The sequence below is a fragment of the Pseudomonas sp. KH_046_2 genome (assembly GCF_057838985.1).
The window spans coordinates 2,029,049-2,055,426 of sequence record NZ_CM174480.1 but is presented as its reverse complement, the minus strand read 5'-3'; the positions used below and the strand labels follow the sequence as shown (position 1 = coordinate 2,055,426).

At 61.3% G+C, this 26,378-nt stretch carries 20 protein-coding genes and 1 other RNA gene; 10 read left to right on the top strand and 11 right to left on the bottom strand.

From position 1 onward, the window contains the following. The first annotated feature begins 88 nt into the window (after nucleotides 1-88). From ccoG to AC3IX1_RS09350, 8 genes are all read left to right on the top strand, one after another. Complete coding sequence (gene ccoG / locus AC3IX1_RS09385; RefSeq protein ID WP_489387946.1) at nucleotides 89-1,504, top strand: cytochrome c oxidase accessory protein CcoG; 1,416 nt, start codon at nucleotides 89-91, stop codon at nucleotides 1,502-1,504. An 11-nt stretch (nucleotides 1,505-1,515) separates the two neighbouring features. Further along, on the top strand, nucleotides 1,516-2,055 hold the full coding sequence (locus tag AC3IX1_RS09380; RefSeq protein WP_489387945.1) for a FixH family protein: 540 nt from the start codon (nucleotides 1,516-1,518) through the stop codon (nucleotides 2,053-2,055). A gap of 140 nt (nucleotides 2,056-2,195) precedes the next feature. Continuing rightward, nucleotides 2,196-4,646, top strand: a complete 2,451-nt coding sequence (locus AC3IX1_RS09375; RefSeq protein ID WP_489387944.1) for a heavy metal translocating P-type ATPase — start codon at nucleotides 2,196-2,198, stop codon at nucleotides 4,644-4,646. 22 nt (nucleotides 4,647-4,668) lie between these two features. Further along, nucleotides 4,669-4,887, top strand: a complete 219-nt coding sequence (ccoS, locus tag AC3IX1_RS09370) for a cbb3-type cytochrome oxidase assembly protein CcoS (RefSeq protein ID WP_056721958.1) — start codon at nucleotides 4,669-4,671, stop codon at nucleotides 4,885-4,887. Continuing rightward, the gene (locus AC3IX1_RS09365) at nucleotides 4,880-5,563 is read left to right on the top strand and encodes a sulfite exporter TauE/SafE family protein (RefSeq protein ID WP_046041333.1); all 684 of its coding nucleotides are present in this window, start codon (nucleotides 4,880-4,882) and stop codon (nucleotides 5,561-5,563) included. The genes ccoS and AC3IX1_RS09365 overlap by 8 nt, the downstream gene beginning before the upstream one ends. 114 nt (nucleotides 5,564-5,677) lie before the next feature. Continuing rightward, nucleotides 5,678-7,060 carry an oxygen-independent coproporphyrinogen III oxidase gene (hemN, locus tag AC3IX1_RS09360; protein ID WP_489388707.1) on the top strand — a complete coding sequence of 461 codons (1,383 nt, stop codon included), beginning with the start codon at nucleotides 5,678-5,680 and terminating at the stop codon, nucleotides 7,058-7,060. A gap of 93 nt (nucleotides 7,061-7,153) precedes the next feature. Continuing rightward, nucleotides 7,154-7,888 (top strand): fumarate/nitrate reduction transcriptional regulator Fnr, encoded by a 735-nt coding sequence (gene fnr, locus AC3IX1_RS09355; protein WP_489387943.1) that lies wholly within the window; start codon nucleotides 7,154-7,156, stop codon nucleotides 7,886-7,888. Between the two features lie 80 nt (nucleotides 7,889-7,968). Beyond that, on the top strand, nucleotides 7,969-8,517 hold the full coding sequence (locus AC3IX1_RS09350; RefSeq protein ID WP_489387942.1) for an adenine phosphoribosyltransferase: 549 nt from the start codon (nucleotides 7,969-7,971) through the stop codon (nucleotides 8,515-8,517). A 134-nt stretch (nucleotides 8,518-8,651) separates the two neighbouring features. On the opposite strand, the gene AC3IX1_RS09345 is transcribed toward AC3IX1_RS09350, so the two are convergent. The 3 genes from AC3IX1_RS09345 to AC3IX1_RS09335 form a co-directional block, all read right to left on the bottom strand. After that, nucleotides 8,652-9,800, bottom strand: coding sequence for an acyl-CoA dehydrogenase family protein (locus AC3IX1_RS09345; RefSeq protein ID WP_489387941.1), 1,149 nt, complete (start codon nucleotides 9,798-9,800; stop codon nucleotides 8,652-8,654). 181 nt (nucleotides 9,801-9,981) lie between these two features. After that, nucleotides 9,982-10,584 carry a recombination mediator RecR gene (recR, locus tag AC3IX1_RS09340; RefSeq protein WP_046041325.1) on the bottom strand — a complete coding sequence of 201 codons (603 nt, stop codon included), beginning with the start codon at nucleotides 10,582-10,584 and terminating at the stop codon, nucleotides 9,982-9,984. 79 nt (nucleotides 10,585-10,663) lie between these two features. After that, nucleotides 10,664-11,695, bottom strand: coding sequence for an NADP-dependent oxidoreductase (locus tag AC3IX1_RS09335; RefSeq protein ID WP_489387940.1), 1,032 nt, complete (start codon nucleotides 11,693-11,695; stop codon nucleotides 10,664-10,666). 315 nt (nucleotides 11,696-12,010) lie between these two features. Here AC3IX1_RS09335 and AC3IX1_RS09330 point away from each other — a divergent pair, with 315 nt between their 5' ends. Then, on the top strand, nucleotides 12,011-13,342 hold the full coding sequence (locus AC3IX1_RS09330; RefSeq protein WP_489385477.1) for an IS4 family transposase: 1,332 nt from the start codon (nucleotides 12,011-12,013) through the stop codon (nucleotides 13,340-13,342). Nucleotides 13,343-13,399: 57 nt separating this feature from the next. Here the strand turns inward: AC3IX1_RS09330 and AC3IX1_RS09325 are convergent, their stop codons facing one another. Together AC3IX1_RS09325 and dnaX are read right to left on the bottom strand one after the other, a co-directional pair. Next, entirely contained in the window at nucleotides 13,400-13,738 is a 339-nt protein-coding gene (locus tag AC3IX1_RS09325; protein WP_007971455.1) for a YbaB/EbfC family nucleoid-associated protein, read from the bottom strand. A 67-nt stretch (nucleotides 13,739-13,805) separates the two neighbouring features. Continuing rightward, nucleotides 13,806-15,881 carry a DNA polymerase III subunit gamma/tau gene (dnaX, locus tag AC3IX1_RS09320; protein ID WP_489387939.1) on the bottom strand — a complete coding sequence of 692 codons (2,076 nt, stop codon included), beginning with the start codon at nucleotides 15,879-15,881 and terminating at the stop codon, nucleotides 13,806-13,808. Nucleotides 15,882-16,004: 123 nt separating this feature from the next. On the opposite strand from dnaX, the gene AC3IX1_RS09315 reads away from it, so the two are divergent. Beyond that, on the top strand, nucleotides 16,005-16,802 hold the full coding sequence (locus tag AC3IX1_RS09315) for a substrate-binding periplasmic protein (RefSeq protein WP_489387938.1): 798 nt from the start codon (nucleotides 16,005-16,007) through the stop codon (nucleotides 16,800-16,802). A 60-nt stretch (nucleotides 16,803-16,862) separates the two neighbouring features. Here the strand turns inward: AC3IX1_RS09315 and ffs are convergent. The 6 genes from ffs to AC3IX1_RS09285 form a co-directional block, all read right to left on the bottom strand. Then, nucleotides 16,863-16,959: signal recognition particle sRNA small type (gene ffs / locus AC3IX1_RS09310), an RNA gene on the bottom strand. A gap of 134 nt (nucleotides 16,960-17,093) precedes the next feature. After that, complete coding sequence (locus tag AC3IX1_RS09305) at nucleotides 17,094-18,260, bottom strand: zinc-binding metallopeptidase family protein (protein WP_489387937.1); 1,167 nt, start codon at nucleotides 18,258-18,260, stop codon at nucleotides 17,094-17,096. 172 nt (nucleotides 18,261-18,432) lie between these two features. Beyond that, nucleotides 18,433-20,790 carry an NAD-dependent DNA ligase LigA gene (ligA, locus tag AC3IX1_RS09300; protein WP_489387936.1) on the bottom strand — a complete coding sequence of 786 codons (2,358 nt, stop codon included), beginning with the start codon at nucleotides 20,788-20,790 and terminating at the stop codon, nucleotides 18,433-18,435. A 215-nt stretch (nucleotides 20,791-21,005) separates the two neighbouring features. Beyond that, nucleotides 21,006-21,860 carry a cell division protein ZipA gene (gene zipA / locus AC3IX1_RS09295; protein WP_489387935.1) on the bottom strand — a complete coding sequence of 285 codons (855 nt, stop codon included), beginning with the start codon at nucleotides 21,858-21,860 and terminating at the stop codon, nucleotides 21,006-21,008. A 257-nt stretch (nucleotides 21,861-22,117) separates the two neighbouring features. Further along, entirely contained in the window at nucleotides 22,118-25,606 is a 3,489-nt protein-coding gene (gene smc / locus AC3IX1_RS09290) for a chromosome segregation protein SMC (protein WP_489387934.1), read from the bottom strand. Between the two features lie 2 nt (nucleotides 25,607-25,608). Next, entirely contained in the window at nucleotides 25,609-26,268 is a 660-nt protein-coding gene (locus AC3IX1_RS09285; protein ID WP_056721937.1) for a GntR family transcriptional regulator, read from the bottom strand. Nucleotides 26,269-26,378: the final 110 nt, after the last annotated feature.

Here is a 26,378-nt window from a genome sequence, read left to right as displayed (position 1 = left end):
CGTATCATTGCGCCACTGCGACACCCCTTTTTGACCGCGGTCGGCACGTACTGACCGAGGCACTTTTCCACTGCCGTGGGATGCAATGATGAGCAACCAGATTCCGGTACACGACGTCACTCCTCCCACCAGGAACGCGAACAACAGCGTCGACCTCTACGCCTCCAGGGAAAAAATCTACACCCGCGCCTTCACCGGCCTGTTTCGCAACCTGCGGATTTCCGGCGGAGCCCTGTTGTTCCTGCTGTATTTCGGCACGGTGTGGCTGAACTGGGGCGGTCATCAGGCCGTATGGTGGAACGTGCCGGAGCGCAAGTTCTTCATTTTCGGCGCCACCTTCTGGCCTCAGGACTTCATTCTGCTGTCCGGCATGTTGATCATCGCCGCCTTCGGCCTGTTCTTCATCACCGTGTACGCCGGACGGGTCTGGTGCGGTTATACCTGCCCGCAAAGCGTGTGGACCTGGATCTTCATGTGGTGCGAAAAAGTCACTGAAGGTGACCGCAACCAACGCATCAAGCTCGACAAGGCGCCGATGAGCGCCAACAAGCTCCTGCGCAAGTTCAGCAAACACAGCCTGTGGCTGCTGATCGGCTTCGTCACCGGCATGACCTTCGTCGGCTACTTCTCGCCGATCCGCGAACTGGTGTTCGAATTCTTCACCGGCCAGGCGGATGGCTGGTCGTATTTCTGGGTCGGTTTCTTCACCCTCGCCACTTACGGCAATGCCGGCTGGTTGCGCGAACAGGTGTGCATCTACATGTGTCCGTACGCACGCTTCCAGAGCGTGATGTTCGACAAGGACACACTGATCGTTTCCTACGACCCGCGCCGTGGCGAAGGCCGCGGCCCGCGTAAAAAAGGCATCGACTACAAGGCTCAGGGCCTGGGCGACTGCATCGACTGCACCATGTGCGTCCAGGTCTGCCCGACCGGTATCGACATCCGCGACGGCCTGCAAATCGAATGCATCGGTTGCGCCGCCTGCATCGATGCCTGCGATGCCATCATGGACAAAATGGAGTACCCGCGCGGGCTGATCAGCTACACCACCGAGCACAACCTGTCCGGACAGAAAACCCATAAACTGCGTCCGCGCCTGATTGGCTATGCCATCGTGCTGCTGGCGATGATCAGCCTGCTGGTGACGGCGTTCTTCATGCGTGCGCTGGTGGGGTTCGATGTCAGCAAGGACCGCGTGCTGTACCGCGAGAACGCCGAAGGTCGGATCGAAAACGTCTACAGCCTGAAAATCATGAACAAGGACCAGCGCGACCATACCTACCTGCTTGAAGCCTCCGGCCTGCCGGATCTGAAACTGCAGGGCCGACGCGAGATCAGGGTCGCGGCCGGCGAGATCGTCAGCCAGCCGGCCGAGCTGTCCGTCGCGCCGGAAAAACTGCCGTCGAGCACCAACGAGGTGAAATTCATCCTCAAGGACGCCGATGACGACAGCGTCCACATTGAAGCCAAGAGCCGGTTCATCGGCCCACAAATTCGTTGAGAGAACTGAACATGCCCGCAGCAACTGCCGCAAGTCCCTGGTACAAGCACCTCTGGCCGTGGATCATCATCGGGATCCTGGCCTGCTCGGTGACCCTGACCTTGTCCATGGTGACCATCGCGGTGAACAACCCGGACAACCTGGTCAACGACAACTACTACGAGGCCGGCAAAGGCATCAACCGCTCCCTCGACCGTGAGCTGCTGGCCCAGACCCTGAAAATGCGCGCCAGCGTTCATCTCGACGGCATGACCGGCGAGGTTGACCTGCGTCTGAGCGGCGACAGCCAGCCCAAGACCCTGGAGCTGAACCTGATTTCGCCAACCCAGCCGGAAAAGGATCGCAAGATCACCCTCACCCGCAGCGAAACCGAACAGGGCCGCTACATCGGCCAGTTGAGCGACAAAATCGAAGGCCGGCGTTTTGTCGAGTTGCTCGGCACCCAGGACGAGCACATCTGGCGCATGTTCGAAGAGGAACCGGTCAGCCATGACAAGGATCTGCTGCTGGGTGACGAACCGCTGCAAGGTGCCGAAGACCTGAAAAAGTAATAGCTGCGCTTCGCGCATTCGCGGGCAAGCCCGCTCCCACAGGGTTTTGTATTGTTCGCAAAATTGCTGGACACCGCCAGTCACTGTGGGAGCGGGCTTGCCCGCGAAGAGGCCCTCCCGGACGACATAGATTTCACCCCATGACCACCCCGACCCCCTGCTACCACTGCGCCCTGCCCGTCCCGGCCGGCAGTCGCTTCACCGCCGTCGTGCTCGGGGAGTCCCGGGAATTCTGCTGCCCGGGTTGCCAGGCCGTAGCCGAAGCCATCGTCGCCGGTGGATTGGATAGCTACTACCAGCACCGCAGCGAAGCCTCGGCCAACCCTGAAGCGCTGCCGGTGCAACTGGTGGACGAACTGGCGCTGTACGACCGTGCCGATGTGCAGCAACCCTTCGTTCGCCACGAAGGCGAACTCGCCGAAACCACCCTTTTGATGGAAGGCATCAGCTGCGCGGCCTGCGGCTGGTTGATCGAAAAACACCTGCGCACCTTGCCGGCCGTGGCCGAAGCGCGCCTGAACCTGTCCAACCATCGCCTGCACGTGCGCTGGACCGATGCGCAACTGCCCCTGAGCCAGATCCTCAGCGAACTGCGCCACATCGGTTACGCCGCACACCCGTATCAAGCCGACCGGGCCAGCGAACAATTGGCCAGCGAAAACCGCCTGGCCCTGCGCCAGCTCGGCGTGGCCGGGTTGCTGTGGTTCCAGGCGATGATGGCAACCATGGCCACCTGGCCTGAATTCAACATCGACCTCAGCCCGGAACTGCACACCATCCTGCGCTGGGTCGCGCTGTTCCTCACCACCCCGATTGTGTTCTACAGCTGCGCGCCGTTCTTCAAAGGCGCCATGCGCGATCTGCGCACCCGCCACCTAACCATGGACGTTTCGGTGTCGCTGGCTATCGGCAGCGCCTACATCGCCGGGATCTGGACGTCCATCACCGGGGTTGGCGAACTGTATTTCGATGCCGTCGGCATGTTTGCCCTGTTCCTGCTGGCCGGGCGTTACCTGGAGCGGCGCGCCCGCGAACGCACGGCCGCCGCCACCGCGCAGCTGGTAAATCTATTGCCCGCCTCATGTCTGCGATTGACAGCCGACGGCCAGAGCGAACGCATTCTGCTCAGTGAACTGCGTGTCGGCGATCAGGTGCTGGTTCATCCGGGGGCCATTCTTCCGGCTGACGGCAAGATCCTCGACGGTCAGTCGAGCGTCGACGAGTCGCTGCTGACCGGCGAATACCTGCCGCAACCACGCACCCTCGGCGACGCGGTCACCGCCGGCACAATGAACGTCGAAGGCGCACTGACCGTCGAGGTCCAGGCCCTGGGCCAGGACACTCGCCTCTCGGCCATCGTTCGCCTGCTCGATCGTGCCCAGGCCGAAAAGCCGCGCCTGGCGGAAATCGCCGACCGCGCCGCGCAATGGTTCCTGCTGTTGTCGTTGATCGCTGCCGCAGCCATTGGCCTGTTGTGGTGGGAACTGGACTCATCGCGGGCGTTCTGGATCGTGCTGGCGATGCTCGTGGCGACCTGCCCGTGCGCCTTGTCGCTGGCGACGCCGACCGCCCTCACCGCCGCCACCGGCACGCTGCACAAACTAGGACTGTTGTTGACTCGCGGCCACGTGCTCGAAGGCCTGAACCAGATCGACACGGTGATTTTCGACAAGACCGGCACCCTCACCGAAGGTCGCCTGGCACTGCGCTCGATCCGTCCCCTCGGCGCGCTCGACAGCGATCAATGCCTGGGCCTCGCCGCCGCCCTGGAAAACCGCTCCGAACACCCGATCGCCCGCGCTTTCGGTCGTGCACCGATGGCTGCCGAAGAAGTCCACAGCACTCCGGGCCTTGGCCTGGAGGGGCTGATCGAAGGGCGACGCCTGCGCATCGGACAGCCAGGATTCGTCTGCGAACTCAGCGGCGCCGCGGTGCCGTCGATGCCCGAAGAAGCCGGCCAATGGCTGCTGCTGGGCGACAGCCAGGGACCGCTGGCCTGGCTAGTCCTCGATGATCGCTTGCGGGCCGACGCGCCCGCGCTGTTGGCCGCGTGCAAGGCACGGGGCTGGCGTACGCTGTTGTTGTCCGGCGACAGCTCGCCGATGGTCGCCAGCGTGGCGGCGGAACTGGGTATCGATGAAGCCCGTGGCGGCTTGCGTCCGGACGACAAACTGCAAGTCCTGCAACAACTGCACAAGGAAGGTCGCAAGGTGTTGATGCTCGGCGACGGCGTCAATGACGTGCCGGTGCTGGCGGCTGCGGATATCAGCGTCGCCATGGGGTCGGCCACTGACCTTGCGAAAACCAGTGCCGACGCCGTGCTGCTGTCCAACCGCCTCGATGCGCTGGTGCAAGCCTTCAGCCTCGCGCGGCGCACCCGTCGGGTCATTATCGAGAACCTGCTGTGGGCCGGGTTGTACAATGGCCTCATGTTGCCCTTCGCCGCCCTCGGCTGGATCACTCCGGTCTGGGCGGCGGTGGGCATGTCGATCAGTTCGTTGACCGTGGTGTTGAACGCGTTGCGCCTGACTCGCATGCCGAGCGCGCCCGCCCCTTGCACCACACCAGAAACCCGCCCGCTGCCGGCCTGAGCCGCGCGGGCATGGAGTCCAGATGCCAGCTCTTTACGTGATGATTCCCGCTGCGCTGCTGATCGTGGCCATTGCCGTCTATATCTTTTTCTGGGCGGTGGACAGCGGTCAGTACGACGACCTCGACGGCCCGGCCCACAGCATCCTGTTCGACGACCAGGACCCGAACCACACCGCCGCCGTCGATGAGGCCAGCGGTCAACCGGCCAAAACGGACGACAAGGCCCCGCCCCATGCTTGACCTGGCGCCACTGCTGGTGTCTGCGGTGATCCTCGGCTTGCTCGGCGGCGGCCATTGCCTGGGCATGTGCGGCGGCTTGATGGGCGCGCTGACCTTGGCGATTCCCAAGGAACAACGCAGCCGCCGCTTTCGCCTGCTGCTGGCCTACAACCTGGGACGGATTCTGAGCTATGCCTGCGCCGGATTGCTGATCGGCCTGGCCGGATGGGCCGTGGCCAGCAGCCCGGCGGCGATGTTCCTGCGTATCCTCGCCGGGTTGCTGCTGATTGCCATGGGCCTGTACCTGGCCGGTTGGTGGAGCGGCCTGACCCGCATCGAAAGCCTCGGTCGAGGCTTGTGGCGGCATATCCAGCCCGTCGCCAACCGCTTGCTGCCGGTATCGAGCGTTCCGCGCGCGCTGTTGTTGGGTGCGCTCTGGGGCTGGCTGCCGTGCGGCCTGGTCTACAGCACCTTGCTATGGTCGGCCAGCCAGGGCAACGCGCTGGACAGCGCCTTGTTGATGCTGGCGTTCGGGCTGGGCACCTGGCCGGTGCTGCTGGCGACAGGCCTTGCCGCCGAGCGCATTACCGCATTGTTGCGCAAACGCAGCGTGAGGATGGCGGGCGGATTGCTGGTGATGCTGTTCGGCATCTGGACCTTGCCGGGGCCGCATCAGCATTGGCTCATGGGGCACTGATCCACAAAAACCCATCAAAGCCAACAACCACCCTTGATGCAAATCAAGATGCCCCACACCGCCCTCGCATAAAGTGGCTGACACTGCCAGCCTATCCGGGGGAATGCCCGCATGATGCTCGACGCCATTCGTTGGGACACCGATCTGATCCGCCGTTATGACCTGGCGGGACCACGCTACACCTCGTACCCGACCGCCGTGCAATTCAACAGCCAGGTCGGCACCTTCGACCTGTTTCATGCCCTGCGCGACAGCCGCAAGGCCCAGCGCCCGCTATCGCTGTACGTGCATGTGCCGTTCTGCGCGAACATTTGCTATTACTGCGCCTGCAACAAAGTCATCACCAAGGATCGCGGCCGGGCGCAGCCGTATTTGCAGCGCCTGGAGCAGGAAATCCAGTTGATCGCCTGCCACCTCGACCCCACGCAGAAAGTCGAGCAACTGCACTTCGGTGGCGGCACACCGACCTTTCTCAGCCACGACGAACTGCGCCAGTTGATGGCGCATTTGCGCAAACATTTCAATTTGCTGGACGACGATTCCGGCGACTACGGCATCGAGATAGACCCGCGCGAGGCCGACTGGTCGACCATGGGCCTGCTGCGTGAACTGGGCTTCAATCGGGTCAGCATCGGCCTGCAAGACCTCGACCCGGCGGTTCAGCGCGCAGTCAATCGCCTGCAAAGCCTGGAAGAAACCCGCGCGGTGATCGATGCCGCCCGCACCTTGCAGTTTCGCTCGATCAACATCGACCTGATCTACGGCCTGCCGAGACAGACGCCGGAGAATTTCGCCCGCACCGTCGAAGAGGTCATCAACCTGCAACCGGACCGGCTGTCGGTGTTCAACTATGCCCACTTGCCGGAACGCTTCATGCCCCAGCGGCGCATCAACGGCAATGAACTGCCGACACCCGCGCAGAAACTGGAAATGCTGCAGCGCACCATCGAGCAACTGATCAGCGCCGGCTACCGCTACATCGGCATGGACCACTTTGCCCTGCCCGACGATGAGCTGGCGATTGCCCAGGAAGAATCGACCCTGCAACGCAATTTCCAGGGCTACACCACCCACGGTCATTGCGATCTGATCGGCCTCGGCGTCTCGGCAATCAGCCAGATCGGCGACCTGTACTGCCAGAACAGCAGCGACCTGACCGAGTATCAGAACGTCCTTGCATCCATGCAACTGGCCACCAGCCGCGGCCTGCTGTGCAATGCCGATGACCGGCTGCGGCGCGCGGTCATCCAACAATTGATCTGCAATTTCAGTCTCGAATACGCTGACATCGAGCAGGCCTTCAACATCGATTTCCAGGGCTACTTCGGCGATCTCTGGCCCCAGTTGCAAGACATGGCCAATGACGGGCTGATCGAACTCGATCGCGACAGGATCACCATCCTGCCCGCCGGGCGACTGTTGGCGCGCTCGGTGTGCATGGTGTTCGACGCATACCTGGAACAACACAGTCAGCAACGGTTCTCACGGGTGATCTAGAGCGCTGCGACAAAAGCGCCACAGGCTGGCCTCAATGTCCTCGGGTGAGTTACCCTTACGTCTTATGTGTGATTTCCCACAAGGATTGAAGAAATGTCCGAGCCAGTAAAACAGCGCGCTCATAATCAAGCCCATTGCAAGGATTGCAGCCTGGCCCCTCTTTGCCTGCCACTTTCGCTGAATCTGGAAGACATGGACGCGCTGGACGAAATCGTCAAACGCGGCCGGCCACTGAAAAAAGGCGAATTTCTGTTTCGCCAGGGCGATACCTTCGATTCTGTCTACGCAGTCCGTTCTGGCGCCCTCAAGACCTTCAGCCTGAGCGACACCGGTGAGGAACAACTGACCGGCTTCCACCTGCCCAGCGAACTGGTCGGCTTGTCGGGCATGGACACCGAAAAGCACCCGGTGTCGGCACAAGCCCTCGAAACCACCTCGGTATGTGAAATTCCTTTCGAACGCCTCGACGAACTGGCCCTGCAATTGCCGCAGTTGCGCCGTCAGCTGATGCGGGTGATGAGTCGCGAAATCCGTGACGACCAGCAGATGATGCTGCTGTTGTCGAAAAAGACCGCCGACGAACGCATCGCCACCTTCCTGGTCAACCTCTCGGCACGTTTCCGCGCCCGGGGTTTTTCCGCCAATCAGTTCCGCCTGAGCATGTCGCGCAACGAAATCGGTAACTACCTGGGCCTGGCGGTGGAAACCGTGTCCCGCGTCTTTACCCGCTTCCAGCAAAACGAACTGATCGCGGCAGAAGGCAAGGAAATCCGGATTATCGACCCGATCCAGCTTTGCGCCTTGGCCGGCGGCTCGCTGGAAGGCTGAAACAAAACGTTGCGGCTGAGCGAAACGGTTCAGCCGCCGTTATACTTGGTCGTTTGCAGCCCTGCCAGGATTCTTCGACTATGGCCTTCGACTCCTTCGACATCAAATCCCTCATCCGCCCTGTCATCGACTTCCCGAAACCGGGTGTGATCTTTCGCGACATCACCCCGCTGTTCCAGTCGCCAACGGCCCTGCGCCTGGTGATGGACAGCTTCGCCCACCGTTACGTCGAGGCTGACTTCACCCACATCGGCGCGATGGACGCCCGTGGCTTCCTGATCGGTTCGGTACTGGCCTATCAGTTGAACAAGCCGCTGGTGCTGTTCCGCAAGCAAGGCAAACTGCCGGCTGACGTGCTGGCCGAGGCTTATGCGACCGAATACGGCGAAGCCTTCCTGGAAGTGCACGCCGACAGCCTGTGCGAAGGGGATTCGGTGGTGATGTTCGATGACCTGATCGCCACCGGTGGAACCCTGATTGCCGCTGCCAACCTGATCCGCCGCATGGGCGCGCGAGTGTATGAAGCGGCGGCGATCATCGACCTGCCGGAGCTGGGTGGCTCGCAGCGTCTGGAAGACATGGGCATTCCTACGTTCTGCCTGACGCAGTTTGCCCTTTCCGATAAGTAAGTGGCGTCTTAGCTGACGCCATCGCGGGCAAGCCCGCTCCCACAAGGATCTGCGGCGTACACAAATCTTGTGCATGACAAAGAACACTGTGGGAGCGGGCTTGCCCGCGATGGCGTCAGTCGCCACACCGCTAACTACAGCCCCATCTGCTTGCTGATGATCTCGTTCATCACTTCCCGCGTCCCGCCACCAATCGACAGGATCCGGTTGTCGCGGTACAGCCGCTCCACCAGGCTCTCGCGCATGTAACCCAACCCACCGAGTATCTGCACCGCATCGTTGACGATCTGGTCCGCCGTATCCGTCGCAAAATTCTTGGCCATGGAAATCTCCTTGATCACGCTCTGCCCCGCCGCCATCTTCGCCGCTTGGCGGTAAGTGAATTCCCGGGACACTTCCAGCGCGGTCGCCATCTCGGCGAGGCGATGCTTGATCACCTGAAACTTGCCGATCGGTTTGCCAAAGGCTTCGCGCTGGCGCGCCCACTTCAGGCTCTCCTCCAGCGCCAGTTGTGCGGTCATGTTGGCCATCAGTGCCAGGGCCAGGCGTTCGCTCTGGAAATTGCCCATGATGCAGGCAAAGCCCATGTTCTCGGCGCCGATCAGGTTTCCTGTGGGCACTGGACAATCATCGAAGAACAGTTCAGCGGTGTCTGACGCCCACCAACCCATTTTCTTCAGTTGCCGCCCTACGGTGAAACCGGGCGTGCCCTTCTCGATCAGTAACAGGCTGATGCCAGCGAAACCTGGCTCACCCGTTCGCAACGCCACGGTGTAGTAATCCGCGCGCACGCCGCTGGTGATAAAGGTCTTGCTGCCACTGACCCGGTAGTAATCGCCGTCGCGCACGGCACGGGTTTGCAGGTTAGCGACATCGGACCCACCCCCGGGCTCGGTGATGGCCAGGGCGCTGATCTTCTCTCCCGACAGCACCTGCGGCAGTACACGATCACGCACTTCGGGTCGGGCCCACTTGAGAACGGGCGGCAAGCCGATATCCAGCGAACCCAGGCCGGCAACCAACCCGCCTGAGCCGCAACGCATCAACTCTTCACTGGCGGCAACCTTGGCGAACAGATCCCCTTCGTGGCTGCCTCCGTAAGCCTCCGGGTAGCCGATGCCGAGAATCCCCGCTGCGCCGGCCTTGAGGTAGAGCTCGCGAGGAAAGCTTTCGGCTTCTTCCCACTGCTCGATATCAGGAAGGATCTCGCGCTCGACGAAACGTCTGACGCTGTCACGGACCAATTGGTGGCTGGGGTCGAAGTATTCCTGAAAGGCAGACATCGGCGAGCTCCACTGAAGGGGTCAGTGAAGTTAACCGAGCGCTTGCTTGGTTTTCAACAGGATTGTGAAACCGCGTCGCCTGCATCGCGAGCAAGCTCGCTCCCACATTGGTTTTGTGTGCGCCGCAGACCCCCTGTGGGAGCGAGCCTGCTCGCGAAGACGTCGGCCCGAACAACACAAATTAAAGAGTGATCGGCTTACGCCCGGCAAACGAATGCGCCAGCGTCCCGCCATCCACCAGCTCCAGCTCACCACCGAGCGGTACACCATGGGCGATGCGCGAGGCAATCAGGCCCTTGCTGCTGAGCAATTGGGCGATGTAGTGCGCCGTGGCTTCACCTTCCACGGTCGGGTTGGTGGCCAGGATGACTTCGGCGAACGTGCCGGCCTCTTCGATTCGCGCCATCAACTGCGGAATGCCGATGGCTTCCGGCCCCAGGCCGTCGAGCGGCGACAGATGCCCCTTGAGCACGAAATAGCGCCCGCGGAAACCGGTCTGCTCCACCGCATAGACGTCCATCGGGCCTTCCACCACGCAGAGCAAGGTGTCGTCGCGACGTGTGTCGGCGCATTGCGGGCACAGATCATCTTCAGTCAGCGTACGGCACAAACGGCAGTGACCGACCCCTTCCATGGCCTGGCTCAGGGCCAGCGCCAGTCGCGAGCCGCCGCTGCGGTCACGCTCGAGCAACTGCAACGCCATGCGCTGGGCGGTTTTCTGACCCACGCCGGGCAAAATTCGCAGGGCGTCGATCAGTTGGCGAATCAAAGGGCTGAAGCTCATGGTGGAAAAGTCCGACAAAACAACGAGACGCGGTTTATACCCGCGCCTCGGTTGAGCGTCAAATTGCAGCGTCAATTACTCAGTCCCGGGAAACCCGTACCACCAGTTTGCCGAAGTTGCGCCCTTCCAGCATGCCGATGAACGCATCAGGCGCTTGTTCCAGGCCATCGACCACGTCTTCGCGGAACTTCACCTTGCCATCGCGTACCCAGGGTGCCATGGCACTGAGGAATTCCGGCTGACGATCACCATAGTCATCGAAAACGATGAAACCCTGGATGCGCACCCGCTTGGTCAACAGGGTGCGCTGCAACAGTGGCAGGCGATCCGGGCCGCTCGGCGCCTCATGGGCGTTATAGGAGGCAATCAGGCCGCAGAGTGGAATCCGCGCCTTGGGATTGAGCAACGGCACTACGGCGTCGAATACCTTGCCGCCAACGTTCTCATAGTAGATGTCGATACCCTTGGGACAGGCCTGCGCCAGCTCATCGGCAAAGTCCGGGCTCCTGTGATCGATGCAGGCATCGAAGCCCAACTCTTCGACGACATAGCGGCACTTTTTCGCACCACCTGCCACACCAACCACCCGCAGGCCCTTGATCTTCGCCACCTGCCCGACCACCGAACCCACCGCCCCCGACGCCGCTGCAACCACCAGGGTTTCACCGGCCTTCGGCTGGCCGATGTCCATCAGGCCCATGTACGCGGTCATGCCCGGCATCCCCAGCACCCCGAGGGCCATCGAAGGGCTTGGCAGCGCGGGAATCGGAATGATGCTGCGACCGTCATTGATGCTGTGGCTTTGCCAACCGGTGGCACCGACCACCAGATCACCTTCCTGAAACTTCGGATTGAGCGAGCGCTCGACCCGGCTGACAGCGCCCCCGGTCATGACTTCGCCGATTTCCACCGGTGCGGCGTAGGAAGGTGCGTCACTCATGCGTCCGCGCATGTAGGGGTCCAGCGACAGGAAAACGGTCTTGAGCAGCACCTGACCATCGGCCAGGTCCGGCAGCGCCACCCGCTCCATGCGGAAGTTTTCCGGCGTTGGCGCGCCCACTGGGCGAGAAGCCAGGACAATGCGTTGATTGAGGGTCATGGGGTCGGACATGGCAGCGTCTCCTGTGATCGATGAGGTTCAGTGATATAGGGAGCAGACCTTTGTGGCGGTATGGCGTTCGATGTTTATTCAGTTACACCGGGGCGACTTCTTCGCGGGCAAGCCCGCTCCCACAGGTTCTGTGAGCAATACATATCCTGTGGGAGCGGGCTTGCTCGCGAAGGCGGCATGTCAGCCAAACATATCTATCAGCCAGAAACAAAAATGCCAGGCGCTATGCCTAATGCCGATCAGTTAAGCCTTCTCGCTTGACCTTTGGCCGCAAGAAATCAAAATCCGATGCCTGTACTGGCATCGGATTTTTTTATGCGTCTCGCTCGGGCACTGGAACTGACCCACAACATCGCCTCTACCCCCAACGCCATCGAGGGATTGGATGCCTTGCTCGATCCTTCTTTGGTCGAACAGGCGCTTGAACAAGCCGGTGTGGCGACGCTGCGCAAGCGTCGTTTGCCGCTGGAAATGATGCTCTGGTGCGTGATCTCCATGGCGTTCTTCCGGCGCATGTCGGCCTGGGATGTGGTCAGTCGCATGAACATCATGTTGCCGGGCCAGCGCCCGTTGGTGGCCCCCAGCGCCGTAGTCCAGGCCCGTCAGAGATTGGGCAGCGAAGCTGTACGACAAGTCTTCGATTTGACCCAGAAAAGTTGGCATGAGGCGGCCAATCATCCGACTTGGGCCGGTCTGCGTTTGTTGGGCGTCGATGGCGTTGTCTGGCGCACGCCCGACACGCCGGAAAATCGGGCGCGCTATGACTCCGCCAGCAACCAGCACGGCGACACCGGTTTTCCTCAGGTGCGCATGGTCTGCCAAATGGAGTTGACCAGCCATTTGCTGATTGGAAGTGCGTTTGACGGCTACCGCAGCAACGAAATGAAACTGGCCGAGCAACTGATCGAAACCACCCCCGATCACTCGCTGACGCTGTTTGATCGTGGTTTTTACTCGTTAGGTTTACTGCATCAGTGGCAGCAGGCAGGCGTCGAACGCCACTGGCTGATGCCGCTGAAAAAAGGCTCGCAGTACGAGGTGATCCAGCGTTTGGGGCGCCAGGATGCGATTGTTTCGCTGAGCACTTCGCCGCAGGCCCGCAAGCAATGGCCTGGGTTGCCGGAGCGGCTGACCGCGCGACTGCTGAGCAAAACCGTGAAGGGCAAGGTGTGTCAGATTCTGACCTCAATGGCTGACCCGCTGCGTTTTCCTTCCGACGAGATCGTTGATCTGTACAGCCAGCGCTGGGAAATCGAATTAGGCTTTCGGGAAATGAAGCAGACGCTGCTCAACAGCAGTTATACGCTGCGCAGCAAGACACCCGAGATGATCGAGCAAGAGTTGTGGGGCGTGTTGTTGGGCTACAACTTGTTGCGCTATCAGATGGTGGAAATGAGTCGCCACTGTCCTGGCATTTACCCGTGCGAAATGAGCTTTACCGCGTGTACCTGGGCGATTCTCGGGTTTATCAACAGCGTCTCGGCCGACCGTTCCGGGAACATCCCCAAGTATTTGGCCGAGCTTCATGCTTCAGCGCCGCACTACGTGCTGCCGCATCGACGTGAGGAGCGCGTTTATCCTCGGGCGATTCGGCTGAAATCACCGAAGTATCCGATCAAAAATAAAAATGCCAGTCAGCTTAACTGACTGGCATTAGGCGCTATGCCTGGCATTTTTGTAACTCATCTGCCGCCTGAAGGCGAATCAGAATGGCAGTTTCATGCCCGGCGGCAGTTGCATGCCGGCAGTCATGCTGCCCATTTTGTCCTGGCTGTTGGCTTCGATCTTGCGCACGGCATCGTTGACCGCGGAGGCGATGACCGCTTCGAGCATTTCCTTGTCGTCTTCGCTCATGCCTTCGACCAGGCTCGGGTCGATGGTCACGCTCTTGACGTCATGACGACCGGTCATCACCACGGTGACCATATCGCCACCGGCCTTACCGGTGACTTCGGCGTTGGCCAGTTCTTCCTGCATCTTGGCCATTTTTTCCTGCATCTGCTGCGCCTGCTTCATCAGGCCGGCCATGCCACCTTTCATCATGGTAATCACCTCAAAAGTACTTGGATTAAAACAGCGCCCGGCCCATGCGGCCGGGCGCCTTCAGTTATTAGCCCTGAGTGACCAGGGCGTCGACAGGTTCAATAGTATCGTTACGGACCACCGCACCGAACTGCTGCATCATTTGCTGGATGAACGGATCACCGTGGATCGATTCCTCCGCCTCGCGCTGACGGTTGGCACGGCGGCGCGAAGCCGCTTGTGCCGGGGTTTCCTGCTCGGGCTTGATCAGTTCGATGCTCAGGGTCAGCGTGCGCTGGTGATACTGATTCAGCGCATCGTTGAGGCGGCGCTGTTGAGTGGCGTTGAACAAGGCACTGTGGGCCGGGTCCAGGTGCATCAGCCAATTGTCGCCATCCACCGCGATCAGCGTGCAGTTGGCGGCGATGCTGCCGGTCATGCCGGAGATCGGCAATTTCGGGAACAGCTCCAGCCATTGCAGGGCCAGACCGGTGGCCGGCATTGCCGCGGGTTCAGGCTCGGGTTCCGGGGCCGGGTCGGCGGCGTGCTCGCTGGCCAGTTCGTCGAGGTAACTGTAGGCCGAATCCATGTCCGGCTCGATGTAATCCTCGTCCAGCGGCGGCTCGTCATCCAGGTCCATGCCCGGCGTCGCGGCGTCGACGGCGGCCACCGAGGGTTCCGGGATCGGCGCGGCGGCCCACTCCGGGGCGTCCGGCACCACGCTGTCCGGCGTCGGCAGCGGCATCGGCGGCAATTCGGGTTGTTCGCTGGCGGTTTCCAGCACTGGCTCCACTGCCGGTTGCTGGACGGGCGCGGGCTCGACAGGGTCATTCCACGGCAGGTCGACCACCTCTTCGACCACGGCCGCTTCAACCACAGGCGCAGGTTCCGGCACTACGACCGGCGCAACCGGTTCCGGTGCAGGCGCTGGAGCCGCCACTGGCGCAGCCGCTATCGGTGCAACGGCCGCAGCGACTACCGGCGCAACAACCGGCGCGGCAGCCACTGAGTTTGCGGAATCAACTGTGGCCTGGCTGATCCCCACTGGCTTTAGCGGTTGCCTCGGGGCATCCGCGGTGTCTGCGGGCCGGAACGCCAGCATCCGCAGCAACACCATTTCAAAACCGCCCCGGGGATCCGGCGCCAGCGGCAGGTCGCGGCGGCCGATCAGGCCCATCTGGTAGTAGAACTGCACGTCTTCGGCCGGCAACGCCTGGGCCAGTGCCAACACGCGATCACGGTCGCCGTGACCGTTGTCGACACCTTCCGGCAAGGCCTGGGCGATGGCAACGCGGTGCAGCACATTGAGAATTTCCGAGAGCACGCCGTTCCAGTCCGGGCCTTGCTCGGCCAGGTGGCGGACGGCTTCGAGCAACGCCTTGGCATCGCCTTCGATCAGCGCATGCAGGACGTCGTAGACCTGCCCGTGATCGAGGGTCCCGAGCATCGCCCGCACGTCGGCGGCCATGACCTTGCCTTCGCCGAAGGCAATCGCCTGATCGGTCAGGCTCATGGCATCACGCATCGACCCGTCGGCGGCACGGCCCAGCAGCCACAGCGCATCGTCCTCGAACGGCACGTTCTCGACACCCAGTACGTGGGTCAAATGCTCGACAACGCGTTCCGGCGTCATGTTCTTCAGCGAGAACTGCAGGCACCGCGACAGAATCGTTGCAGGAAGTTTCTGCGGATCAGTGGTCGCCAGGATGAACTTGACGTAGGGTGGCGGCTCTTCAAGGGTTTTGAGCAGTGCGTTGAAGGAATGGCTCGAGAGCATGTGCACTTCGTCGATCAGGTAGACCTTGAAGCGCCCGCGGCTCGGGGCGTACTGCACGTTGTCGAGCAATTCGCGGGTATCTTCGACCTTGGTGCGGCTCGCGGCGTCGATCTCGATCAGGTCGACAAAGCGCCCCTCGTCGATTTCGCGACACACCGAGCACTCGCCACAGGGGGTCGAAGTGATACCTGTCTCGCAGTTAAGGCATTTGGCAATGATCCGCGCGATGGTGGTCTTGCCGACCCCACGGGTACCCGTAAAGAGGTAGGCGTGGTGCAGCCGCTGGCTGTCCAAGGCATTGATCAGAGCCTTGAGCACATGGGTCTGGCCGACCATTTCGCGGAACGAGCGCGGACGCCATTTACGTGCAAGAACCTGATAACTCATCGAAAACCGTCGCAGCGAAGGAAGCAGAAGCGGCTAATGCTAGCGGAGCAAGGGACAAATTGCATCCGGTGCGCTCGTGTATTGTGGCTAAGCTGCACATCGGTGGCTTTTAACGGAGTGTTTATGCGGCTGGCCTTGGGGGCATTGCTGTTGATCAGCCTGGACGGCGTGGCTGCGCAAGCACCGCTGCGCTTCGTGATAACCGACAGCTGGACCATGCCCATGGTGCAGATTGAACGAGGCAAACCGACCCAGGGCATCCTGTATGACGTGATGCTCAGCCTCGCGACCCAGGTCGGCGTACCGGCCGAATTCCATGTATTACCCCGCAGGCGCATACAAAGCGCCATGGAGCATGGTGAGGTCGATGTCCGCTGTTATGTCGCGCAATCGTGGCTGCCCGACCAGCCTGGCGATTATCTCTGGAGTATCCCGCTCTTCATTCAACCTGACGTGTTGATCACCCGGCATGCGCCGCCCGGCGCAGTCAAACCCGCCGATTTGCCGCAACAGTCCATTGGCACCGTACTGGGCTACAGCTACCCGACCCTGCAGCCGCTGTTCGACACCGGCCAACTGCAACGCGACGACGCACGCAATCAGGAACAAGTGATGGAAAAACTCCTGGCCGGCCGCAACGACTATGCCGTCAGCAATCAATGGAGCCTGGACTGGTTCAATCACCGCCTGCTACCGGAGCAGCAACTGCAAGGCGTGGCAGTGCTGCAGGAACACCGTATCGGTTGCTACGTTCGCAACGACCCGAAGATCCCAGTGCAGAGCATCCTGCGCACCCTGGCGAGGATGAAGATGTCCGGGGAGATCGATGGGATTGTTCGGCTGTATATCGGTGGCGAGCCAGCGGCTGTGGATAAACCGCAAACGGCAAAAAACCACCCCGGAGAAGATCCTGGCAGCTAGCGAAAGTGTGTTTTCAGAAAGATAACGCGAGAGAACACTCGCGTGACGTTAAGGTGGTCACCCCACCAGCCACACCCCGGCACACAATGTTCCCGCTGTGGCTGCTTCCTTCCGGATCTGACCAGGTTCACGGGTAATCGTTGCGGGGGGACCGATGGGGTCACCATAACGACGCTCACCTGTCGGCGAGCCGCGCCATTGTACCTATCTGAGGCGAAGTTACAACCGTTCGGACGGATTAAAAAATATGAGCTGCTTCAAGGACATGCGTCGAACCCTGGAAGATGGCACCTACAGGTCCTGAAGCACCTCGTCCGCCCTGCCGCCCGCCTGCTGAATCACCAGATGGATAAAGTGCAGCCTGGCAATGACCGCCGGCGGCAGGACGAACGGATAGAAATCCGGCTGCCCCATGCTGCGTGACAATTCGTTGAGCATACCCGCCAGTTCGATCCACGCGTTGACGAACGACAGGAACGCCGCGCCGCCCGGATGCCGTGGATCGTAAAGAGTTTCAGGTGGAAACGGCTGATAGTCGAAGTCCATTTCCCGGGCACTCATGCCAAACCCCAGCGCGGTATCCACCGCATCCATCATGTGCAGGTAATGGGCCCAGGTTTCGGCCCAGTCTTCCCACGGGTGCATGGTGGCGTAGGCGCTGACGTAGTGCTGCTGCCAGTCGAGCGCTGCGCCCTGCTGATAATGCCGTTCGAGGGCGTCGGCATAGCTGGCGCGCTCATCGCCGAACAATCCGCGAAAAGGCTCAAGCCACTGGCTATTGGCGATCAATCGATCCCAGTAGTAGTGCCCGACCTCGTGACGGAAATGCCCGAGCAGCGTGCGATAGGGTTCGTGCATTTGCACCCGCACCTGCTCGCGGTGGGCATCGTCGGCTTCCTTGATATCGAGGGTGACCAGGCCATTGACGTGTCCGGTGGTGGGCGGTTTACCTTCGAGGTCCACGCCGATGAAGTCGAAGGCAAGGCCCGTGTCTTCATCGACGGTTTTGGGTATCACCTGCAACCCCAGGCTGAGCAGTTGCGCGACCAGGCGCCGCTTGGCGGTTTCCACCTTGCGCCAGTGCTCGTGGTTGTCGGCTATCGACAGGTCAGGAATGGTGCGATTGAGGCTGCAGGCAATGCACAAGACGTCATGGTCATTGGCAGGCAGCAACCAATTACAGGCCGCCGGGGAGTCGAGGTTGGCACAGCGTCGATACAGGCCAGCCCCGGGATCGGCATCCAGCAGCCAGGTGCCCGCTTGCACACCCGGTTGCAGCGCAGACAAGCGACTCTGCTCCGACTGATAACCCAACGCCGCCGAACAGGCCAGGCACTGGCTGTTGCGAAAGAACAGCGACTGCCCGCAACGACAGGACCAGACTTTGCTGTTGCGCGAGCTTTCGCCCATGAACGGCGCGGCGATGCGCGAGCTGAGCTGCTCGAAGAAAGGGTACATGGCGATCTCTCCCTGGGGCTTGCAGAGACTAGATCATTTCCCTAGGAGGATCGTTCCCAGGTCGAACGCAACACCTGTAGGAGCGAGCCTGCTCGCGATGGAGTGTCAGTCGACATCAATGCGCCTGATACACCATCGCGAGCAGGCTCGCTCCTACAGGTTGAATTGCTACTCAATCTACCTTGCCGTACCCGCGCAATGTTTCAACAAACGCCTCTTCATCCAGCACCTTCAACCCCAGTTCATTGGCCTTGGTCAACTTCGAACCGGCACCCGGCCCAGCGACCACGCAATGGGTCTTGGCCGACACCGAACCGGCGACCTTGGCGCCGAGGCTTTCGAGTTTGTCCTTGGCAATGTCGCGGCTCATCAGCTCCAGCGAGCCGGTCAGCACCCAGGTCTGCCCGGCCAGCGGCAAGCCTTCGACGACTTTCTTCTCGCTCTGCCAGTGCATGCCAAAATCGATCAGCTGCTTCTCCGCCGCTTCGGCCAATTGGCGATTGTCCTCGACCGCAAAGAACTCGCGCACCGAGTTGGCCTGTTTCTCCGGCAACGCCTGGCGCATGTCCAGCCAATCCGCGCCGATCACTGCCTGCAGCGAGCCGAATTTGTCCGCCAGTTTCTGCGCTCCGCCCGGACCGACCAAGGGGATATGCAGCTTGTCGAGGAAGCCGCCCAGCGTGGTGCTCGCCGAAAACCCGGCCCCCAACTCGCCCTGATCCTGAATCTGCAATCCATGCTTGAGCAAATCAGCAATCACCTGCCGGTTATGCGCATCCTCGAAGAAGCTGTGGATCTCGTACGCGACTTCCAGCCCGACATCCGGCAAGTACGTCAGCACCTGCGGCAAAGCCTGCTGCACCCGCTCCAGCGAACCCAGGGAGCGCGCCAGGACCTTGGCCGTCTCCTCACCGACATCGGGAATCCCCAGGGCGTAGATGAACCGCGCCAGGCCCGGCTTCTTGCTGTCTTCGATGGCGCCGAGCAGGTTCTTGCTCGACAGTTCGGCAAAGCCTTCCAGATCGACAATCTGTTCGAACGTCAGGGCGTACAGATCGGCCGGCGAGCTCACCAGGCCTTCGTCGACCAGTTGCTCGACACTCTTCTCACCCAGGCCTTCGATGTCCATTGCGCGACGGGAAACGAAGTGAATGATCGCCTGCTTGAGTTGCGCGCCACAGGCCAGACGACCGACGCAGCGATACACCGCGCCTTCGCTGACCGTCTCGCGGCCCTTGCTGCGCTTGATCAGCTGCGTGCGCTCGACATGGGAACCGCACACCGGGCACTGCTCGGGAATCTGTACCGGCCGGGCGTTTTCCGGGCGACGCTCCATGACCACTTGCACCACCTGCGGAATCACGTCACCGGCGCGGCGGATGATCACCGTGTCGCCGATCATCAGGCCCAGGCGCGCGACTTCGTCCATGTTATGCAGGGTGGCGTTGGCCACCGTGACACCCGCGACCTTGACCGGTTTCAGACGCGCCACCGGCGTCACCGCCCCGGTGCGGCCGACCTGGAATTCCACATCGAGCAGCTCTGTGAGCTCTTCCATCGCCGGGAATTTGTGGGCGATGGCCCAACGTGGCTCACGGGCGCGAAAACCCAGTTCACGCTGGGAGGCAATGCTGTTGACCTTGAACACCACGCCGTCGATTTCATACGGCAGCGCGCTGCGACGCTCACCAATGTCGCGGTAGTAGTCCAGGCACTCGGCGATACCGTGCGCCAGTTTCAGCTCATGACTGATCGGCATGCCCCAGGCCTGGAGTTGCTGCAAATTGCCGATGTGCGTATCGGCAATGTCCGCCGATATCTGGCCGATGCCGTAGCAGCAGAACTCCAGCGGACGATTGGCGGTGATCTTCGAATCCAGCTGGCGCAAACTGCCTGCCGCCGCGTTGCGCGGGTTGGCGAAGGTCTTGCCGCCGACTTCCAGTTGCGTGGCGTTGAGCCGCTCGAAACCGGCCTTGGACATGAACACTTCGCCGCGCACTTCCAGGGTCGCCGGCCAGCCGGCACCGTGCAGCTTGAGCGGGATGTTGCGTACGGTGCGCACGTTGACGCTGATGTCTTCGCCGGTGGTGCCGTCGCCGCGGGTGGCGCCGCGCACCAGGATACCGTCCTGATACAGCAGGCTGACGGCCAGGCCATCGAGCTTGGGCTCACAGCTGTACTCGACTGTCGCGCCGCCACCGAACAGATCACCGGCCGGCAGGTCCAGGCCTTCGGTCACCCGGCGGTCGAACTCACGCATATCGGTTTCTTCGAAGGCGTTGCCGAGGCTGAGCATCGGCACTTCGTGACGCACCTGGGTAAACGCCGACAGCGCCGCGCTGCCCACTCGCTGGGTTGGCGAGTCGCTGGTGATCAGTTCGGGATTGGCCGCTTCCAGAGCCTTGAGCTCGTTGAACAAACGGTCGTATTCGGCGTCCGGAATGCTCGGCTCGTCGAGCACGTGGTAACGATAGTTGTGCTGATCCAGCTCAGCGCGCAGCTCTAAAATACGGTTCTTGGCGGCGGTCATGGGTGTTCTCTCATAAAGCAAAAGAGCAGCCGAGGCTGCTCAATTTTTTAATTACGATAGCCAGAAGGCTTGCACTATGTGGCGAGGGGGCTTGCCCCCGTTCGGCGGCGAAGCCGTCGTAAAAACCGGCAAACTCGGTGTAGTTGAATGGGGCTGCTTCGCAGCCCAACGGGGGCAAGCCCCCTCGCCACAAGAGCCCGCTCCAACCATTTCAATCAGCGCTTCTGGGTCAGGGCGCGACGTTCGAACTCGACGATGCGCTGACGGTAGTGCTCGATCGTCTGGGCGGTCAGTACGCTGCGCTGGTCGTCTTTCAATTCGCCGTTCAGCTCTTGCGACAATTTGCGCGCCGCTGCCACCATCACGTCGAAGGCTTGCTTCGGATGGCGAGGGCCCGGCAGACCCAGGAAGAAGCTCACCGCCGGGGTGCTGAAGTGGTCGATGTCGTCCAGGTCGAATACGCCAGGCTTGACGGCGTTGGCCATGGAGAACAGCACTTCACCGTTGCCCGCCATGCTTTCGTGGCGATGGAAGATGTCCATCTCGCCGAAACGCAAACCGCTCTCCAGAATGTTCTGCAACAGCGCCGGGCCCTTGAAGCCGGCAGCGTCGCGGCAGATCACGCTGATCACCAGCACTTCTTCCGCTTGCGGCTGATCCTTGTCGTTGACCGCTGGCGCGGACTTGGTGTCATCCGGGAAATCGTCGTCGCGACTGCTGAAGCTCGGGCCGCCGTCCAGGTCCAGGCTGAGGTTCATGTCGCCCTGGGAAGGCTCGCTGTGGCCACGCTTGCCGCGCTTGGAACCCGACTCGCGAGGTACGCGGGCCGACATGCTCACTGACGGCAGATCCTGCTCGTCCAGTTGCGGCTCTTTATGTGCGTCCAGCACGCGCGGCGGGCCCAGCAGCTCGGCGCTGCTGTCCTCGTCCGGCAGGTTGGACAGACTTCGATCAAGACGGAACTTCAGTTTTCCCTTGCCGCCGCGCATACGGCGCCAGCCATCGAAAAGAATACCGGCAATGACAATAATGCCGATGACGATCAGCCACTCGCGCAGACCGATTTCCATGTAATCCCGTGCCTCTATAAAAAATGCTGAAAAATAAGGGGTTTACAACCTGCAAACCGCTTTAAAACGTGGCGCCAACTCTATGTTCTGACAGGCGTTTTGCCCACGTATACGAAAAATTGACATTAAACTAGCACGACCAAAGGCAACTTTACACCGTCTACCACGTTGGCTAGCGCGAATATGTCGATTGGCCAGCAAGTCGAGGCCAGGAAAAGAGTCCTACAAACCGCAAACACTCTTCCTACAACCACGACTCAGGCATCCACCATCGCCATCGCCTCCTCGACATCCACCGCCACCAGACGTGAACAACCGGGTTCGTGCATCGTCACACCCATCAGTTGTTCGGCCATTTCCATGGCGATCTTGTTGTGGGTGATATAGATGAACTGCACTGTCTGTGACATCTCTTTTACCAATCGCGCGTAGCGTCCAACGTTAGCGTCATCCAGTGGCGCGTCAACCTCATCGAGCATGCAGAACGGCGCCGGGTTCAATTTGAAGATCGCAAAAACCAGGGCCAATGCGGTCAGGGCTTTTTCGCCGCCGGAGAGCAAATGGATGGTGCTGTTCTTCTTTCCGGGCGGCTGCGCCATGATTGTTACCCCTGTATCGAGTAAATCTTCGCCCGTCAGTTCCAAATACGCGCGGCCTCCACCGAAAACTTTTGGGAAAAGCGCCTGTAAACCGCCATTGATCTGATCAAAGGTATCCTTGAAACGGTTACGGGTTTCCTTGTCGATCTTGCGAATCACGTTCTCAAGGGTATCGAGCGCTTCCACCAGATCGTCGTTCTGGGCATCCAGATAACGTTTACGTTCCGATTGTTGCTGGTACTCATCGATGGCCGCCAGGTTGATCGCGCCCAGACGCTGGATCCTGGCGGCGATGCGCTCGAGTTCTTCTTCGGCGTCCTTCTCGCTGGCCTCGGCGGTCAATGTTGCGAGTACGCCGTGGAGATCGTAGCCGTCTTCCAGCAATTGGTCCTGCAAGGTCTTGCGGCGCACGGTCAGGGCTTGCCATTCCATGCGCTGGGTTTCGAGCTGGCTGCGAATCAACTGGGATTGCTGTTCGGCCTGGCTGCGGCGCTTTTCGGCGTCGCGCAGTTCGCGGTCGGCGTCTTCGAGGGCGATCTGCGCGGTCTTGAGTTCTTCGTCGACGGTCATGCGCTTGTCCAGCAACTCCTCGAGCTTCAGGCGCAGCTCTTCCAGCGGTGCTTCGCCCTCCTCCAGATTGAGGCTCAGTTGCTCGCGCTTTTCCGTCAGGCGCTCGGACTGCATCTCCAGGCGCTCCAGCGCCTGGCGCGTCGAATCATGCTGCGCCTTGAGCGAGCCCAGACGCACCGCCAGCTGGTGGGCGTGATCCTTGTGTTGCCGCGCTTCCTGACGCACCCGGTCCAGACGCTCACGCAGGCTGTCGCGCTGGGCCAGCAGCAACTCACGCTGCTCGGTGTCCAGCGCCATGCTGTCGAGGGCTTCCTGCAATTGCAGGCGCGCTTCACCGATGTTTTCGTGTTCCAGCGCTCGCTGCTCATCGAGTTCGACAAGCTCTTCGTCGAGACGGGTACGGCGCAGGGTCAATTGTTCGGCCTTGGCTTTGCCGGCGGACAATTGAGCCTTCAATTCACCTTGCTGACGCGCTTCGTCCTGCAGCAAACGGCGCAAATGTTCGCGACCGTTTTCCTGCTGACGCTGCTGCGCCCGCAGGTTCTGTAATTGGGTTTCCAGAGCTTCGACAGCGGCTTCGCGCTCTTCACGCTCAAGGCCCAGTTGCTGGATTTCCTGACCCCGGGCGAGCACGCCGCTTTCCGCCTCACTGGCCCGACGCACCCGCAGAAAATGCCGACCGACCCAGTAACCGTCACGGCTGATCAGGCTCTGCCCGGCAGCCAGTTGACCCCGCAAGGCCAAGGCCTGTTCCAGGCTGTCGACCGGCTTGACCTGCCCCAGCCATGGCGACAGATCGAGCTGCGCCTCGACCTTGTCCAGCAGGCTGCCCGGCACCCGTACGCCATCGCTGGACGGGCTGAGCAAACGCAAATCGCCTTGGGCAAAACCCGATAGATCGAAATCGTTGAAATCGTCCACCAGCACCGCTTGCAGGTCGGCGCCGAGCACGGTTTCCACCGCCAGTTCCCAACCGGCCTCAACCTTCAGGCCTTCAGCCAGGCGCGGGCGACTCGCAAGATTCTGTTCGCGCAGCCATTCGGCGGTGCCGGTGCCCGGATCGAGCGCGGCTTGCTGCAAGGCTTCGAGGGAAGCCAGCCGGCCGTTGAGGCGCTGTAAATCGCCCTGGGCCTGCTGCTGCGCGGTCAGCGCTTGCTGCAATTCCTGACGCAACTGCTCAAGCTTTTCGACCTGGGCTTCTTCGCTGGTCTGCAAATCCTCAAGGGTCGCTTCGGATTCGGCGAGCTGCTCACTAAGCTCCATGATCGCCGCGTCTTCCGGGTCCGCCGAGAGCAAGGCGCGTTCTTCACCAAGACGCTTCTGGCGATCGGCCAGGCGCTCCAGGCTGATTTCCAGCTGCTGGATCCGCGATTGCTGCACTTCGGCCTGACGGCGCGGCTCGGCGGCGGTGAGGTTGAAACTATCCCACTGCTCTTGCCAGCCGTGCATGGTGGTTTCGGATTCTTCCAGCGCGGCGGCGGCCTCTTCGGCGGCGGCGCTGGTGACTTCCTGCTCCGGGGTGAGCATGTCCAGCTCTTCGCCGAGGGTCAGCAGCAGCGTGCGATCGTGGCCCAGGTGCGATTCGGTTTCCAGGCGTGCGCGCTCGGCCTCTTTCAGGTCATCCTGCAACTGGCGCAAACGCTGCTGACCGTGCTGGATGCTCTGCTCGACCCGGGCGATGTCGCCGCCGACCGAGTAGAAGCGCCCCTGCACCAGGTTGAAGCGCTCCGAGAGGTCGTGATGGCCGTCACGCAGGCGCTCGATGCTCGCGTCGGCATTGCGTTGTTCGGCCACCAGGGCTTCGAAAGAAACTTCCTGGTTGCCAATGATCGCTTCACGCTGGCCGACCTGATCGTTCAGCGCCTGCCAGCGCAGGGCCGACAGCTGGGCCTTGAGCTGACGCTCCTCGCCCTTGAATTCCTGATACTTCTTGGCGGCCTCGGCCTGGCGGTGCAAGCGCTCCAGTTGGCGCTCAAGCTCTTCGCGCAGGTCGGTCAGGCGCTCAAGGTTTTCGTGAGTGCGGCGTATGCGGTTTTCCGTCTCGCGCCGGCGCTCCTTGTACTTGGAGATGCCCGCGGCTTCTTCGATGAAGTTGCGCAGGTCTTCGGGCTTGGACTCGATCAGCTTGGAAATCATCCCCTGCTCGATGATCGAGTAGCTGCGCGGGCCAAGGCCGGTGCCGAGGAAAATGTCGGTAATGTCGCGGCGCCGGCATTTGGTGCCGTTGAGGTAATAGGTGGTCTGGCTGTCGCGGGTCACTTTGCGGCGAATGGAGATTTCCGCGTAGGCGGCGTACTCCCCGAGCAAGGTGCCGTCGGAGTTGTCGAACACCAGTTCGATGCTCGCCTGGCTCACCGGCTTGCGGCTGGTGGAGCCGTTGAAGATGACGTCGGTCATCGATTCGCCGCGAAGGTTCTTCGCCGAACTCTCGCCCATCACCCAGCGCACGGCGTCGATGATGTTCGATTTGCCGCAGCCATTGGGTCCGACCACCGCCGCCATGTTACTGGGGAAGTTCACCGTGGTCGGGTCGACGAAGGACTTGAACCCCGCCAGCTTGATGCACTTGAGCCGCACCCTCAGGCGTCCGTCAGCGCAGAGATCACCAGATCGCAACTGCGCTGGGCGTAAGCCGTCAGCACTTCGCGAATCTGCACAAAGTCACGGGCCAGCACGGCAGCGAGCAAGCGCTCGAACAGCTCGAGGAATTCGCTCATCGACGCTTTGCGCAGGTCCAGCGCGAGGAAATACGCACGGCTCATGGCCGGCTGCAGATTCTCGACTGTCTCCTGCAAGTACGGGTTGTTGGCGAACGGGTACGCGGCGCGCATCACATTGAAGCTGTCGTCGACGAAAGTGCGGATGTCCTGACGTTCGTAGCTGGCGGTCAGGCGCTGCTGGATCTGCACGAACGGCGCCATGTCGGCCTGGGTTTTCCAGCCGCTGGCCACCGAGTTACCGAGCAGGATATAGAGTTCGCTCATCAGCGTGCACAGGCTCTGCACCTTGTGCGGCGTGAGTTCGGTGACATGGGCGCCACGTCGCGGCAGGATCGCGATCAGGTGCCGCCGCTCGAGGATCAGCAAGGCCTCGCGGACCGAACCGCGGCTGACATTGAGGGCCAGTGTGACCTTCTGTTCCTGGATGCGCTCCCCGGGCTTCATTTCGCCGCGAATGATGCGTTCGGCGAGGTGGTGAGCGATTTGCTCGGCGAGGCTGTCCGGCGCCTTGAACGTCATGGTTGTCCTTCAAACTCTTTGATCTGTACAAGCGGCGCAGTGTAGCGCAATTGCTGCGTCATGGCGGAGTGCCCGCCCGGAGGTTTTTGGCACGATTCAAGCTAATCCAA